Annotated in this window: 15 protein-coding genes; 1 reads left to right on the top strand and 14 read right to left on the bottom strand. The window is 30.6% G+C overall.

Going from position 1 to position 16410, the window contains the following annotated elements; translation table 11 throughout:
- Nucleotides 1-99: 99 nt before the first annotated feature.
- Nucleotides 100-1215, bottom strand: a complete 1116-nt coding sequence (locus Q0V67_RS02965) for an RNA-guided endonuclease TnpB family protein (protein ID WP_297596897.1) — start codon at nucleotides 1213-1215, stop codon at nucleotides 100-102.
- Between the two features lie 247 nt (nucleotides 1216-1462).
- Here Q0V67_RS02965 and ftsZ point away from each other — a divergent pair, with 247 nt between their 5' ends.
- On the top strand, nucleotides 1463-2428 hold the full coding sequence (gene ftsZ / locus Q0V67_RS02960) for a cell division protein FtsZ (RefSeq protein ID WP_297596896.1): 966 nt from the start codon (nucleotides 1463-1465) through the stop codon (nucleotides 2426-2428).
- 12 nt (nucleotides 2429-2440) lie between these two features.
- Here the strand turns inward: ftsZ and Q0V67_RS02955 are convergent, their stop codons facing one another.
- From Q0V67_RS02955 to alaS, 13 genes are read right to left on the bottom strand one after another with little or no spacing between them, the layout of a single operon-like run.
- Entirely contained in the window at nucleotides 2441-3301 is an 861-nt protein-coding gene (locus Q0V67_RS02955) for an RluA family pseudouridine synthase (RefSeq protein ID WP_297596895.1), read from the bottom strand.
- Between the two features lie 2 nt (nucleotides 3302-3303).
- Nucleotides 3304-4407, bottom strand: a complete 1104-nt coding sequence (rodA, locus tag Q0V67_RS02950) for a rod shape-determining protein RodA (protein WP_297596892.1) — start codon at nucleotides 4405-4407, stop codon at nucleotides 3304-3306.
- A 9-nt stretch (nucleotides 4408-4416) separates the two neighbouring features.
- On the bottom strand, nucleotides 4417-4857 hold the full coding sequence (gene dut, locus Q0V67_RS02945; protein ID WP_297596891.1) for a dUTP diphosphatase: 441 nt from the start codon (nucleotides 4855-4857) through the stop codon (nucleotides 4417-4419).
- A gap of 14 nt (nucleotides 4858-4871) precedes the next feature.
- A complete protein-coding gene (locus tag Q0V67_RS02940) occupies nucleotides 4872-6095 on the bottom strand; it encodes a pitrilysin family protein (RefSeq protein ID WP_297596890.1) in 1224 nt (407 codons plus the stop codon).
- Nucleotides 6096-6103: 8 nt separating this feature from the next.
- Complete coding sequence (locus Q0V67_RS02935; protein WP_297596887.1) at nucleotides 6104-7183, bottom strand: LptF/LptG family permease; 1080 nt, start codon at nucleotides 7181-7183, stop codon at nucleotides 6104-6106.
- Nucleotides 7180-8259, bottom strand: coding sequence for an LptF/LptG family permease (locus Q0V67_RS02930; protein WP_297596885.1), 1080 nt, complete (start codon nucleotides 8257-8259; stop codon nucleotides 7180-7182). The genes Q0V67_RS02935 and Q0V67_RS02930 overlap by 4 nt, the downstream gene beginning before the upstream one ends.
- Nucleotides 8260-8268: 9 nt before the next feature.
- On the bottom strand, nucleotides 8269-8802 hold the full coding sequence (locus tag Q0V67_RS02925; protein WP_297596883.1) for a CvpA family protein: 534 nt from the start codon (nucleotides 8800-8802) through the stop codon (nucleotides 8269-8271).
- 22 nt (nucleotides 8803-8824) lie between these two features.
- Nucleotides 8825-10009, bottom strand: coding sequence for a class I SAM-dependent rRNA methyltransferase (locus Q0V67_RS02920; protein WP_297596881.1), 1185 nt, complete (start codon nucleotides 10007-10009; stop codon nucleotides 8825-8827).
- 11 nt (nucleotides 10010-10020) lie between these two features.
- Nucleotides 10021-11130, bottom strand: a complete 1110-nt coding sequence (alr, locus tag Q0V67_RS02915; RefSeq protein ID WP_297596880.1) for an alanine racemase — start codon at nucleotides 11128-11130, stop codon at nucleotides 10021-10023.
- 54 nt (nucleotides 11131-11184) lie between these two features.
- Nucleotides 11185-12123, bottom strand: coding sequence for a protein translocase subunit SecF (secF, locus tag Q0V67_RS02910; protein WP_297596878.1), 939 nt, complete (start codon nucleotides 12121-12123; stop codon nucleotides 11185-11187).
- A gap of 4 nt (nucleotides 12124-12127) precedes the next feature.
- Nucleotides 12128-13348, bottom strand: a complete 1221-nt coding sequence (gene secD / locus Q0V67_RS02905) for a protein translocase subunit SecD (protein WP_297596877.1) — start codon at nucleotides 13346-13348, stop codon at nucleotides 12128-12130.
- A gap of 16 nt (nucleotides 13349-13364) precedes the next feature.
- Nucleotides 13365-13784, bottom strand: a complete 420-nt coding sequence (gene ruvX / locus Q0V67_RS02900; protein WP_297596876.1) for a Holliday junction resolvase RuvX — start codon at nucleotides 13782-13784, stop codon at nucleotides 13365-13367.
- 15 nt (nucleotides 13785-13799) lie between these two features.
- Entirely contained in the window at nucleotides 13800-16406 is a 2607-nt protein-coding gene (alaS, locus tag Q0V67_RS02895) for an alanine--tRNA ligase (protein ID WP_297596875.1), read from the bottom strand.
- Nucleotides 16407-16410 lie beyond the last annotated feature (4 nt).

Raw genomic sequence — 16410 nt, 5'->3', positions numbered from 1 at the left:
CCACCGCCCTAATAGAGGGCGGGGCTTCGTGGGAAGTATCTGACTCATGTCGGATATATTAATCACGCTCTGCGGGTAGTTCCTACCCTGATATATATTTTAATAGGCTAGTAGTTCTCTACCAGCTTCACGAATATTTATACTTGCGTTTAGGTCTCTGTCTATCTCTGAGTTACATTCATCACATTTGTAAGTTCTTTCAGATAGTGCTAGTTCAGTTTTTACTGAACCACAAAATGAACAAGTTTTTGATGATGGAAACCATTTATCAATTTTAATTACTTGTTTACCTAAAAACATTGATTTGTATTGAAGCATAGACGTAAATATTCCCCACCCGTTATCAGCGACAGATTTACCAAAGTTTAATGCTTGACTCATACCTTTCATATTAAGGTCTTCAAGTATTATCGCATTATACTTAGTTACAAGTTCGTGTGATAGCTTGTGTAAAAAATCTTTTCTACTGTTTTTGATAAGGTTATGAACTTTAGCAACTTTTAATTTTGCTTTATACCAATTTTGTGAGAATTTAACTTTTCTTGATAGCTCTCTTTGAGCTTTAGCGAGTTTAGCTTCTAACTTTCTAAAAAATCTAGGATAGTCAGCCCTTTGGTTATCGGAGCTAACAAACAATTCTGACATAGCAAAATCAAGTCCAACAATACTATTATTACTTGGAACTTTTATTATATCTTTTTCAAATTCAGTTAGTAAAGAAACATAGTAAGCACCGTTAGGCTCTTGACTAATGGTAGCTGATTTAATTACATAATCTTGAGGTATCTGTCTATGAAGTTTAATTTTAACTAAGCCTAGCTTTGGAAGCTTCAGAAAATTTCCCTCAACTCTAATATTATTACTTGTAGATACAGTATTATATGATTTTCTAGTTGACCTTTTAGATTTAAATTTAGGAAATGCAGTTCTCTTTTGAAAGAAATTCTTATATGCAGTTTCTAAATTTTTAAGTGCTTGTTGTAATGCGATTGAATCAACCTCTTTCAAGAATGGTAATTCAAGTTTAAGCGGTACAAGTTCTTTAGCTTGGGTATTGTAAGTTACAGATTTTTTCTCTGTCTCATACAATTCTTTTCTTTGACCCAAAAATCTATTATACACAAGTCTAGTACAACCAAAAGTTTGATTAATTGTATTAGCTTGAGTTTCATTAGGATAGATTCTATATTTAAAAGCTAAGTTATGCGTTTTCATAGTTTTCACCTCCTTAAAATTAAATTTATGTGGTCTGATTATACCATATTTTAGAAAAAACCAATAGAAACTATTAAACTATATATTCGATTAAAGGAACTGAAAACTAAAAAGATTGCCCTGATTCAACCTCTCCCTAATAGAGGAAGAGGTTTTCTCGGGGCGTTTTGATAAAAAAAATTTATTTCACACAAAGGAAATTAGATATTAATCGAGTAGTACTCCTATATAAAGGGGGTGAGTCATTTTGGAAAGTGAAAAAAATTTTAATATCAATATAAAGGTTTTAGGAATCGGTGGTGGCGGTATAAATGCCATTAACGATATGGTGGAACACAATGTTGATGGAGTTAATTTTTTTGCATTAAATACTGATTTACAAGATTTAAACACATCTAAAACTCAGTACAAAATACAATTGGGCTCCTCTACAACTAAAGGATTAGGTTGTGGTGGTAATATTGAATTGGGAGAACGAGCAACCAAGGAAAGTTTAAATTTTTTAAAAAACATTTTACGAGGAACAGATTTTTTATTTTTAACATCTACTATGGGTGGTGGTACTGGAAGTGCAGCTACACATTTAATAGCCCAGTTAGCAAAAGAATTAAATATTTTAACTGTTGCTATTGTTACAAAACCATTCTCTTTTGAAGGTAAAAGAAGAATGAAAATTGCTCAGTATGGTATAGATAGCCTTAAACCCTATGTTGATTCATTTATTCTTATTCCAAATGATAAATTATTAGATCCTAATAACCCAGACATTACAGTTAAAGAAGCTTTTAAAAAAAGTAATCTTGTTCTTTTAACCGCAATTAAAGGTATGACCGATTTAATGCTCGCTAAAGGTTTAATAAATTTAGACTTTGCTGATATCAAGTCTTTACTATTTAATTCAGGTGATGCTATTTTAGGTTTTGGTGAGGGAAGTGGAGATAATAGAGCTAAAAAAGCTGCTTTAGCTGCTGTAGATTCCTCTCTTTTTGAAAGAACCATCTTAGGAGCTAGTAAATTTTTAATTAATATTATTGGTCCTAAAGATTTAAATTTAATTGAATCTAGTATCATTGTTGAAACTATTAAAGAGCAATGCCGAGTCGACATTGAGGATGTTTTATTTGGAGTATCTATCGATGAAAATATAGATGACACTATTAAAGTTATTCTAATTGCTAATTCATTCATAAATAAAAAAAACGGTTTTGCTTAGCAAAACCGTTTTTTATATGTTTTTTATAAAATTTTCTGGCAAAGGCAGTTCTATTTTAATTCCATATTTTGGTATTTCACAATAGTATGAGTATAAAAACATCTGTTTTCCACCTTTTCCATATTTCCCATCACCAACAATTGGATGTTTCATATTTGAAAGTTGAACTCTTAGCTGATGTGTTCTTCCAGTTTCTAACCTTCCCTCTAAAATTGTTCTTTTATCCCCTACTTTTAAAACTTTAAAATAAGAGATACTTTCTTTAGCTCCCTTTTCATAAGAATCTAATTCAATTACTTTTGTTTCCTCTTTTTTTAAATACGTTTTCAATGTAAAGTTCTTTTCTTTAATAGTTCCTTCTACTAAAATATAATATTTTTTTTCCGTGTTTCCATCTCTTAACTCTTCAGCTAATTCTCTTGTTGTATTCAAATTTTTTGCACCTATAACAAGCCCTGATGTGGATTTATCTATTCTATTTACAAAGTTAAATTCATCTGTGCCATAATAGCTTTTAAACATCTCTGAAATCCCGTACTCATGACCACTACCTTTATGCATAACCATGTTTGGTTGTTTATTAAAAATTACTACTCGTTCATCTTCATAAACAATTCCATCTTGCAAAATTTTTATCTCTTGAGGCAAAAGCTTTATGAATTCTTTTCTTTCAGTTTCTCCACCAGAAAAAAGTACTTTTACAATATCGTCTGTCTTTAATCTATAATTTTCTTTTGATTTTTTCCCATTAACTTTAATTTTTCCAGTTCTTATTCCTTTAAAAATTTCTGTTAGCGGAGTATTTTCATATTTTTTTCTTAAAAATCTATCCAGTCTTACATCATTAAAACTGGAATCTATTATATATTCCATATCTACTCCCTATAAATATTTATACTTTGAACTATTCCTAACATAGCAAATGCGAATAAAAACGATGTTCCTCCATAACTCATAAGAAGTAATGGAAGCCCTGTAACTGGCATAATTCCTGTAACCATTCCAATATTTACAACTATGTGAAAGAAAAAAATTGCTGATATCCCATAACAAATTAGTTTTCCATAACCTTCTGCTCTATCTCCTACTCTCAATATCCCCCATAGTAAAAGTGTATATAGTAGTAATAACACACACCCTCCTATCAGTCCTCTTTCCTCTAAAAATACAGCTGCTATAAAATCGGTGTGTGACTCTGGAAGAAATCTTAATTTACTCTGAGTCCCTTGAAGAAACCCTTTTCCAAAAACTCCACCAGATCCGACAGCAATCATTGATTGAGTGACATTCCATCCACTACCTAAAAGATCTGCTTCTGGATTTAAAAATGTTAAAACTCTTTCCTTTTGATAATCCTTTAGTAAAAAAAGATATCCAATTGGTGCTAACGAAACTCCAGTAATTGATATCACAATTATTGTTTTCCAATCTATTCCATTCATAAAAATTAAAATTAAATATAAAAAAATTATAACTAATGAAGTTCCTAAATCTGGTTGAGCTGCGATTAATAAAAATATTGGTACTATGTATAGACTTGTTATAAAAACACTTTTTAATCCCACAAACTTTGAATTAAACTTATCTGATAGCACTTCCGAAAAAGTTAAAACTACAAATAATTTTGAAAACTCAGATGGTTGTATTGTTATAAATCCAAAATCTATCCATCTCTGTGCTCCCAATCTTTTATCTCCTATCAAAAATACTAATGAAAGTAGAATTACATTTATAATATAAATTACTTTATAATATTTACCATATAATTTATAATCTACAAATGAAAATATAAAATAAGTAAAAATCCCTAGTACTATCCAAACTATTTCCTTATAAAAAAACGAACTACTTTTATGAATTGTTGCACTATATACAGTTAGTGCACTGATCGTCACAATGCACAAAGCTATATATAAAATCATATTTTTCATTTTCTTTATTTTTTTTAGAGTTACTACTAAATCATGATTTTTTCCCATTTAATTCTCCTATTTCCCAGTATGACCAAAGCCACCTTCTGCTCTTTCAGTCTCTTCTAAAATACTTACCTCTTTAAATTCCATTTTATATACTTTCTGTAAAACAAGTTGTCCTATTCTCTCTCCTGGATTTACAGTAAAATCTGTATTGCTAAGATTAATAAGAATAATCCCAACCTCTCCACGATAATCTGAATCAATAGTTCCCGGTGTATTTACTAACGTAATCCCGTGCTTTATTGCCAGTCCACTTCTAGGTCTAACTTGAACTTCGTACCCATATGGTATTTCCATTTTTATCCCTGTTGGTATTAAAGCTCTCTCTAACGGTTTTAAAATAACAGCTTCTCTAATGAATGCTTGAACATCCATTCCAGCAGCACCTTGTGTCATATATTTAGGTTGTTCTACTCCATTTTCTAATACTAACTTAACAATAACTTTTTCCATTTTTCCACCTTCTGTTATATATTTCCTAAAATAGTTTTTGATAAATATTTTTCATCAAATATTTTTTTTGCTACTCTTTCCACATCGTCTAAAGTTACACTTTCAATCTCTTTAATAACATCATCTATAGACTTCACATAACCGTTATTTAAATAAGACCCTGCCATTCTTGTCATTTTTCCCTTGCTACTTTCTAATCCAAAAGTAACCATACTTAAAAATTGATTCTTTGCTTTTTGTAACTCTTTTGGAGTAATTCCATTTTCTCTTATATCTTTAAGTTCATTTTCTATTATTTCTATAACTTCTCTATAGTCTTCATGAGTTGTTCCAGCATAAATTGTGAACAACCCTCCTTCATCAAAAGATGAAGTATAGCTATAAACAGAGTAAGCTAGTCCTTTGTCTTCTCTAATCTTTTGAAATAGTCTAGAACTCATATTTCCACCCAATACATTTGATATCACTGAAGAAACAATTCTGTCATCATCTAAATTAGAAACACCTAAAGTATTCACACATAGATGAACTTGATTTGTTTCTTGAGATATTATTTTTTCTCCTGAATTTATTAACATCTCTCCATTATACTCTCTAACTGAACTTCTATCTTTTAACTGACCTATACCTGCATTTAATTTTTTACGAACATTATCTATATCTATATTTCCAGCGATAGCAACAACTATATTTTCAGGTTTATAAGTGTCATAGAAATAGTTTAAAATTCTTTCTCTATCTATCTCTTTTAACCCTTCAATTGTTCCAGCAATATTTCTTCCCTGTACACCGCTTACTGCAAATGAAAGGTTTTCTTCATGGACAACCTCTTCAGGAATATCTTCATACATTCTTATCTCTTCGATAATTACATTTCTCTCTTTTTCAATATTTTCATCTGTAAATGTAGAGTTTAAAAACATATCATTTAAAATATCTATTCCTATATCTAAAGTGTGAGATGTCATTTGAATATAGTAAGCTGTTCTCTCAGCACTTGTATAAGCATTTATCATTCCACCTTGATTATCTATCTCTTCAGATATCTCCATAGCAGTTCTATTTGTTGTTCCTTTAAACAAGAGATGTTCTATAAAATGAGATATCCCTTCTTCTCCTTCCAACTCATTTTTCCCCCCAGTTTTTACAAAAAATCCTAAACTTGCTGTATTGATACTTTTAATATCTTCCATCAAAAGAGTTACACCATTATCTAATTGATCTATTATTATGCTCATTTTCCTCCCTAATACTCCGCTTTTTTCATAAAATACAAACCTAACCCTAAGAATATAACATTTGGAATCCATCCACTTAAAAATGGATTTAATATCCCATTTACACTTAACGCTTCAAATGAAGCTTGAACTATATAATATGAATATCCTAGACCAACACTTAATGCTATACTTATAGCAGAAGCTCCTCGTACATATCTACTTCCTAATGCTAGTCCTAAAAATGAAACTATAAAACTTGCAAATGGGAAGGAGTATCTTTTACCTAAAACAGATAGAGGTCCTTTTATATCTCCACCTGTTATTCTAATATCTCTTATTGATTTTTTTATTTCCGCATTTGTCAACTCTTCAGGATCTCCTTGGATTGTTATAAAATCACTAGGTGATTTATCAAAGTTTTTATTAGAGTATACTTTATACGCATTTTGATGTTTGTCTATAAAATTGTTTATAGTAACATCTTTTAAAATCCATAGATTTTTATCAACATCAAATCTCCCGGTTTTTGCAGTTATAATCTCTTCGATTTTTTCAAAATTTTTATCTACTCTTATTATCTCCAACATTTTTGCAGTATTTTCAATTCTATTTATATTTTTTATATAATAAATAATATTATCTTCAGTTCTTAAAAATGCATTATTTTTAGTCGCTGGTAAAATTGTTTCTGAAATTTTTCTTCCAGCTCTTAAATCTCTACTTTTTGAAAGAGTCACTGGATAAACCCTATTCATCATTTGGAATACAACAAGTGAAACTAAAAATGATATGATTACTGGATACCTAACTATTCTTCTAAAACTTATTCCAGATGTTTTTAAAGATATTATTTCCAAATTTGAGGCCATCTTATTTATACACATAAGAGACCCTAATAAAATAGCCAGCGGAGTCACCTCTATAAAAATTTTAGGCAGTAGATAAATAATATATGTTATAGATTCACCTATACTCATTCTTCCCGCAGTTATATATCTTATTATTTTAAATAGCTGACTCAATATAAATATATTTACAAATGCAATCAAACTAAGTAAAAATGATTTTATAAAATTTTTACTTATATATACATCTAACTTTTTCATCTAGCACCACCTGCTTTTATTTTGTATAGTAGCCCAGTCCCACCAAGTAACAATATATTTGGTAGCCAAACTCCTACATATGGCGATACTATACCTTTGTTGGCCATTACCATTCCAACATTTAAGAATACAATATATATAAATATTACAGCCAAACTTATACCAAAACTAGCCCCTTTTCCACTTCTGTGATGCCCAATAGATAGTAAAACTCCTAAAATTGACAAAACTATTGTTGAAAGAGGAATAGCTATTTTTCTATTTATCTCTACTAAATATGGGGTTCTTTCTTGTTTTGTTTTCCCATTTAAATTTTTTATAAGCATTCCTATTCCCATAGCTTCAATATCTTTTACATCTATATTTATATTTTGAAAATAAGAGCTCAATGGTATCTTTTTCTGCTTAAACTTCCCTTCCAATTTTAATGTTCCATCTGGATTAAATGTATAGAACTTTGAATTTTCTAAAACCATATTCACATTCTTCCAATAAGCTTTCTCTCCCAATAAAATTGTAGGAAAAGTGCTTTTATCATCCTTTTGAAATATTAAAACATTTGAAGCTTCATTTGTTTTTCTATCAATTTTATTTATATATAAACTATATTGATCTACTTCATCTATTAAAATTCCTTCTTTTAATTGAAAAACAGGATTTTCATAAGCTATTTTTATCGTTAACTCTTCTAACTTACTAAAAGATCTTGGGATTATACTTTCTTGTAAAAAAAAGATAAATATAGTTATTAACATTGATAATTTTACAATCGGCTTTAATATATCTTTTAAAGACATCCCTATTGAGCTCATCGCTGTCGCTTCACTAGTACTTGTAAATTTAGAAAATGTAATCATTACACCCAAAAATACACCCATAGGGATTGTCTGTGAAAGTATTGGTGGAAGATAAAAAGATAAAATTCGAAGGACATCTAATAAAGAGATGCCTTTCACTATTATATTTTCCATAAGAGATACTATTATTTCTATTAGAAAAATAAATGTAAACAGAGATACACCAAAAATAATTGGCATTTTTACATCTTCTAATATATATTTTTCAATTATTTTCATTTTTCTCTCCTAAAACATCTTATTGAAATATTTTTCAACCAATTCTTTTCCTTTTGTATAGTTCAATTCTTCTTTTAATTCTTTTGGTAAATAATCATCTATATAGTGCGATTTTTCTAAGAAGAACATGTTTGCCTTACTTCCATCTCCATATTTTTTTAAAACACTATATTTTTGAGAAGCATAATTAAATATAAATAGTATAACTATCGATATTATAAATCCTTTGGCTAATCCAAATGCTCCCCCTAATCCTCTTGACAAAAATCCTTTGCTTTGAGTTTTTAGTATCATCCCTATAAAAAACATAAGTATTGAAATTACTAAATATGATGCTATAAATACTCCTATATAAGTAAGTAAAAAATTACTTTTATCATTGTTTAAAGATAATTTTTCAAGAACTACTGGAGTTAGCCTTTGAGCAATTATAAAATCTATAAAAATTCCAAAGATTGAAAAGAATTGCATTAAAAACCCATCCTTTAGTCCTTCCAATATTGCAAATATTAAAATTATCACTACAACTATATCTAAGTACATACTCTCCTAATCCCCCTTATTATTAATTATTTACTACTCTTACCCAAAGAGCTTTTAAATAAAGTGTTTCTGGTACATGCAAAATCCAAGGATGATCTTCTGGTTGATAGTTCACTCCTATAACTTGAAGTAGTTTCCCATTTTTTGATGCAGCCATTCTTGTAACCTCAATTAAATCTTGTAAGCTCATATGATAAGCACACGTTATTATCCCTACAATTCCTCCATCTTCTATAAGTTTGAAACTCTCATCACAAAGACTGAAGAACATATCTCTTCCTCTGTGGATATCTATTTTTTTCTTTATTAATGATGGTGGATCAAGAGTTATAACATCAAACTTTTCTCCTCTATTTGAAAGAATTTTCAACATTAAAAATGCATCGCCTTCAGCAGTTTCAAAATCATTAGTAAATTCATTTAATGCATAGTTCTCATTACATAACTCCAATGCATGAGGCTCTTTATCTATCGCTACAACCTTCTTACAGCCCTCTTTTAATGCTGCAACTGAAAAACCACCACTGCTTGAAAATACATCTAAAAATCTCGTGTTTTCATTTAAATATTTTCTAATAAACTTTCTCGAATCTCTTTGATCTAAAAAGAATCCTGTTTTTTGTCCATCCACGATATCTACATAATACTTTAATCCATTATCTTCCATCACAATTCTCTCTGGGATCTCCCCATATATTATTCCAGTTTGTTGTTCTACACCCTCGTGAGTTCTGTTTTCAACGTCACTTCTTTCATATATTCCTTTTGGTTTCATCACCTTTTTTATAGCATTTATTATATCCTGTCTAAATGCAACCTCTAATCCTGAATTTCTAAATTGAACAGAAACATATTTATCAAATTTATCAATTATTAATCCCGGGATTCCATCCCCTTCAGAATAAAATGCTCTCACACAATTTGTCTCATTAAAAAGATGCTTTCTTTTTTCATAAGCTCTTTTTATTTTTTCTAATATCAATTTTTTATCTACTGCAACATCTTTAGTTGTTAACATTCTTACAAAAGCATTTGTTGATTCAGCAACATAACCTTTACCAATTACCTCACCGTCTAAAGTACATACTTCAACTATATCTCCATTTGAAACCTCTCCTAATATATCATTGATCTCATCTTTGAAAACATTTGGATAGAAATTTCTAATTTTTTTATCTTTACCTGCTTCTAATACTATCTTTGCCATTATTTTCTCCTTTAAACTTTTCCTATTAAATTATTTACTATATGTGGTTTCCCATTTTTTAAATATACCCGACTTACTCTTCGACTTAGTCCAGTGAATAGTTCATATATTGAAGAACCTACAATTTTTGATTTTTCAAAAATATCTTCACCCATTACCACTACTTCATCCCCAATTTTTACTTTTCCTCTTATATCATTAGGAATTTTAACCATTAACATATCCATACATATTTTCCCAACTATTTCACATGGCTTTCCAAAAATATCCACTGTTCCTCCATTGGATAACTCTCTTCTAAATCCATCAGCATAACCTACCGTCACAGTAGCTATCAAATCCCCTCTATGACCCTTACCTAATCTTCCATAAGATATATCTATATCCTCTTTTAACTCTTTTAAAAATAGAACTCTGCTTTTCAAAGTAAAAACCCTTTTTAAATCTTTAATTATTCCCTCACCATATACACCATACATTATTACTCCTGATCTAACTAAGTTACTTTGAGTTATTTCTGAGAAATTTATTATTCCACCACTATTAAGGATATGGATATATTTTATATTTTTTATATTTTCAAACTCTTTAAATTTATCCAGTTGTTTCTTTGTATAGTCTATAGATTCTTTGTCAGATTCATCTGCCACAGATAGATGAGAATATATTCCTCTCACCTCTATTCCTATATTTTGACATTTTTTTATTGCCTCTTTAGCCTCTTCTATTGTAAATCCTACTCTCCCCATTCCAGTATCTACTTTTATATGAACACATAAAGACATCTTTTTTTCCAATATATACTCTATTTGAGAAGTATCTGTCAACGTGACTTGCAAATTATATTTTTCTGCTATTTCTAGTTCTTCATTAAAAGTTCCTGCTAATATCAAAATTTCTTCTTTTATTCCAAAATTCCTTAGCTCTATTCCCTCTTCTAATGAAGATATTCCAAAAATTTTAACTCCTTGTTCAGAAAGTTCCTTCGCTATAGGAACTGCTCCCATTCCATAGGCATCTGCTTTTATTATTGCCATTATGTCTCTGTTATGAGATAGTTCTTTTATTTTTTTTATATTATATGCTAGGTTGTCTAAATCTATCTCAGCCCACGTTCTCATTTTTACTCCTCTCTTATATAAGTAGATTAAGCCACCTTTTTAGGTGGCTTTTTTCTAAACTACAATTTTTTCATTGTTGTCTGACTCATCGTCATGATCATCTTTTTTAGGTTCATATTTTTGATCTCTTTTTTTCTCAAAAAGATAAACTAATGGTGTTGAAATATAAATCGATGAGTATGTTCCAACTCCGATTCCTACCAATAGTGTTGTTGTAAATGTCTTTAAACTATCTCCACCAAAAACTAATATTGCTACTAAAGCTAGCAGTGTTGTTACTGATGTATTTATAGATCTAACAAGTACTTGATTTAAACTTTTATTTAAAACCTCTCCAAAAGTTAAGTCAGATTTTTTTCTTAAACTTTCTCTTATTCTGTCATAAATTATTATAGTATCATTTATTGAGTACCCTAGAATCGTCAGTACCGCTGCTATAAACGGCGTATCCACTTCATATCCTAAAAGTGCAATCACTCCTATTGCAGCAGTGACATCATGAAGAAGTGTCAATATTCCTGCTATTGCAAATTTAAACTCATATCTAAGAGTTATATATATTACAATCAATAATCCACCCATAGTCAGTGCATATATTGCTGAAGTTTTTAACTCCTCACCAATTGTTGCCCCTACTTTTTCGGCTCTTTCAAGTTTATATTCACCTAAATCTTTCAATTGAATCAATAATTTTTCTGTATCAAGATCTGTCATCTCTGCTGTTCTTATAATAACATTGTTATCAGCTTGAGAAACTTGAACTTTTCTAGCTGTAGGAGATAGCTGTGGAATTGTTATAGCCAAATTATCCAACTTTTTATTTACTTCTGTCAAAGTAATTTGATTTGTAAAGTTCAACTGGATTAAATTTCCTCCAGTAAAATCAATTCCATAATTTAATCCCTTTGTTAAAAACATACCTAGGAATATTATAAAAGATATTGTTGATAAAGTTATCCATTTTTTACTGTGTTTTATTACCTCAATATACATTTATTTACCCCCTTTTCACACCGAAGAACTCTGTTCTTTTTATTTTAAATAAATCTACAGCTGTTATCAATAAAACTTTTGTTATAAAAATAGCTGTAAGCATAGAAGCTACTGTTCCTATTGTCAATGTAACCGCAAATCCCTTTACAGTTCCTGTTCCAAATATAAATAGTACAAGAGCTGTCAATAATGTCGTAACATTTGAATCTATGATAGATGCTATTCCTTTACTAAATCCTAATTGGATAGCCCCTCTTATACTACTTCCTAGCTTCAATTCATCTTTAATTCTCTCAAAAATGATAACATTTGCATCTACTGCCATTCCAGCTGATAAAATCATTCCAGCTATCCCTGGTAAAGTCAGTGTCGCATCTATGAAATTAAGCATTGCAAACATAACTAGACCAAAACTCACAAGAGCTAAATCTGCTATAAATCCTGGAAGTCTATACATAATTAACATAAATGTTGCTATTAGTCCCACTGCAACCATTGCAGCTGTTTTACTTTGAGCTATCGATTCATCTCCTAAAGATGCTCCTACTATTCTCGTTTCTATAATTTCAGCTTTAACAGGAAGTGCTCCTGCATTTAATAATGTTGCTGTTTTTTTAGCTTCATCCGGTGTGTAACTTCCTGTAATAACTCCGTTTCCACTAGGTATTTCAGTATTTATCGAAGGTGCAGTTTGCACTTCCCCATCTAAAGTTATCGCTAATCTTCTTCCTATATTTTCTCTAGTTATTTTAGCAAACTCTCTTGCTCCATCTATATTCATTTCAAATTGAATTTGTGGTCTCCCTAAATTATCATAAGAAACTTCAGCTTTTTTTAAAGAACCTCCCGATAAAAGAGTTGGCCCTAATGTCCCATCGTCATTCATAATTTTAAATTCAAGCAGAGCTGTTTTTCCTATCATTTTTACTGCATCATCGGAGTTTGTTATTCCTGGAAGCTCTATTATCACTCTGTCCATACCTGCTCTTTGTACAACAGATTCCGCTACTCCAAGCCCGTTTATTCTTCTGTCTAAAACTTCAATCAGTCTATTCATAGCCTCATCATCAAGTTTAATTCCTTCTTCAGGTTGAGCTTGTAAAACTACATAAACTCCTCCTTTTAAATCAAGTCCTAATTTTGTTGGCTTTACTACTGCTAACCACCAAGAACAAACTAGTACAACTAATACTAAAAGTAATTTTGCCATCCCCTTAAAATTCATGTTAGCCTCCACTAAATTATTTTTTCATGTCTAAAAAAGTTTGAAGTATTATAGCTGCTGCTACTTTATCAACTACCTTCCTCTTTTCTTTAGCTCCCCTCAAATTTGTTTCGTTTAACATTCTATCTGCTGAAACAGTAGAAAGTCTTTCATCTACTTCAAATATTTCCAATCCATCAATAGATTTTTTTAATTTCGCTATAAATTCTCTTACTTTTTCTGCTTGACGCTTTTCTGTTCCATCTAAACTTTTTGGTATTCCAACAACTATTGAAAGTGTATTTTCCTCTCTACAAAGTTCAGCTACCCTTTTTACAGCTTTTGTTTTTCTTCTATCAATCACTTCTAAGGGAGCGGCAACCATCCCCATAAGGTCTGATTTAGCCACTCCTATTCTTACATCTCCTACATCTAAAGAAAGATATCTTTTCAACATATTATCTTCCTCCAATTATAATGTATTTATTAAAATTTCCTTCAATGTTGCTAAAGCTTCTTCAACTTTTGCTCCATTTTTTCCTCCAGCTTGTGCGAAGTCTGGTCTTCCTCCACCATTACCTTCAGCTATTTTAGCGGCTTCTCTAACTAAATCTCCAGCTTTAACTTTAGAAATCAAATCTTTTGTAACCCCTACAGCAAATACAGCTTTATCGTTATCTGATCCAAGAGCTATTATGCAACTTCCTAGCTTATCTTTAGCTTTATCTACAATCTCTCTTAAAGAATCTGCCTCTTTATTTTTGAAGGCTTTAACTAAAACTTTAATACCTTTTATCTCTTGAATTTCATCAAATAATGAATTTGCTTCAAATGATGCTACTTTAGCTTTTAGAAATTCTACCTCTTTTGATAAATCTCTTGCCTCTTCAACTATTTTCTCAGATCTCTCTTCAATTTTATTTAAATCTGTTTTAAGATTTTTTGCAACTCTTTTTATAGATTTCTCCATTTCAAGTACTGCTAAATATGCTTTGTAGCTTGTCTGAGCTTCTATTCTTCTAACTCCCGCAGCTACTCCAGCTTCTGAAATTATTTTAAAGAATCCTATTTTTCCAATATTCTCTATATGTGTTCCACCACAAAGTTCTATTGAATAGTCTGCTATTGAAACCACTCTAACTTCATTTCCATACTTATCTCCAAATAGTGCTGTTGCTCCCTTTAATTTAGCTTTATCCATCGACATCACTTCTGCATTAACGGCTGTTCCCATAAATATTCTTTCGTTCACAATCTTTTCTACTCTCTCTAATTCTTCAGTAGTTAAAGCTTCGTAATGATTAAAATCAAATCTCAATCTATCAGCACCACAAGATGATCCAGCTTGTTGTACATGTTCTCCTAAAACATCTTTTAATGCCTGATGTAAAAGATGAGTTGCCGTATGGTTTTTTGCTATCTCTTCTCTTCTAACAGGATCTATTGTTAAATTTAATAATGTCCCTTCTTGTAATTCCTCTACTCCTGATTCAATACTAACTATATGAGTATATATCTCTTTTTGTTTTTGAACATCTATAACTTTACCTACTAAATTTTCCCCTTCAATTATACCGTGATCGGCTTCTTGCCCTCCAGATTCAGCATAAAAAGGTGTTTGATCAAATATAAGTGCATAGTTATTGTCCTCTAATTTTCTAGCACTCAATAGTGTTGCTGTCATCATAAAATCACAATATCCGGTAAACTCTGTTTTTCCATGTAAATCATAGAATTTTTCTATAAAGCTATCTTGTCCTTTTTCCATAACAACTGATCTTGCTGATCTCGCTTTTTCTCTTTGCTCGTCCATCTTTTCTACGAACTCATCTTTTAAAACCTCTACTCCATTCTCTTCACAGATCTCTTCAGTCAATTCATAAGGGAATCCATATGTGTCGTAAAGTTTAAACGTTATATCTCCAGGCAATTTGTTTTCACCTTTTGTCTTTACTAATTTTATCTCATTCATTACTAACTGTATTCCTTGATCTAAAGTATTCGAGAATTTTTCTTCCTCTGTTTTTACTACCTTTTTAATATGCTCTATATTTTTTCTTAATTCAGGATAAGCTTCTTGCATAATCTCTACAACTTTATCCACCATTTTATACATGAATAGCTCTTTTCTTCCTAAAAGTCTACCGTGTCTTACCGCTCTTCTTAAAATTCTTCTTAAAACATAACCTCTTCCTTCATTTGATGGTATAACTCCATCACTGATTAAGAACGTTATTGCTCTTGAATGATCTGTTATAACTTTTAATGAAAAATCTTTTTCTGAACTTTCACCATAAACAGTACTTGTTAATTTTCCTGCCTCTTCAACAATTGGGAATAATAAATCTGTTTCAAAATTATTTGATTTCCCTTGAACCATCGCTGCAACTCTTTCAAGTCCTGCTCCTGTATCTATATTCTTCTTAGGTAATGGTTGTAATGATCCATCTTCCATTCTATTCCACTCTGTGAATACAAGGTTCCAAATCTCTATGAATCTGTTATCTGTTCCCTCATCTCCTAATTTAGAATTTTCATCTCCACCATAATTTGCACCTAAATCCACATGAATTTCAGAACAAGGTCCACAAGAACCAGTTGGTCCTGCTGCCCACCAGTTTTCAGATTCTCCCATTCTTACTATTCTTTCTTTAGGGAAGTCGCACTTTTCTATCCATATTCTTTCAGCCTCATCATCTGTTGTGAATACAGAAACCCATAATTTATCTTTTTCTAATTTCAAAACCTCTGTTATAAATTCCCAAGACCAAATTATTGCCTCTTCTCTAAAATAATCTCCAAAAGAGAAGTTTCCTAACATTTCAAAGAAAGTATGGTGTCTTGCTGTTCTTCCAACATTTTCCAAATCATTTGTTCTTATACATTTTTGGTATGTTGTAATTCTTGGTGTTGGTGCTTCTTTTTGTCCTAAGAAATATGGCTTGAATGGAACCATCCCTGCTACTGTCAATAAAAGAGTTGGATCATCTGGAATTAATGATGCACTTTCAAAGTGCTTATGGTTCTTTTCTTCAAAAAACTTTATAAACTTACTTCTAATTTCGTTACCTGTTAACATTATC

It is taken from the genome of uncultured Cetobacterium sp. (assembly GCF_947072685.1).
Taxonomy (GTDB): Bacteria; Fusobacteriota; Fusobacteriia; order Fusobacteriales; family Fusobacteriaceae; genus Cetobacterium_A.
Note: the sequence above shows the minus strand (reverse complement) of the source record. Positions and strands in the feature narration are given on the sequence as shown.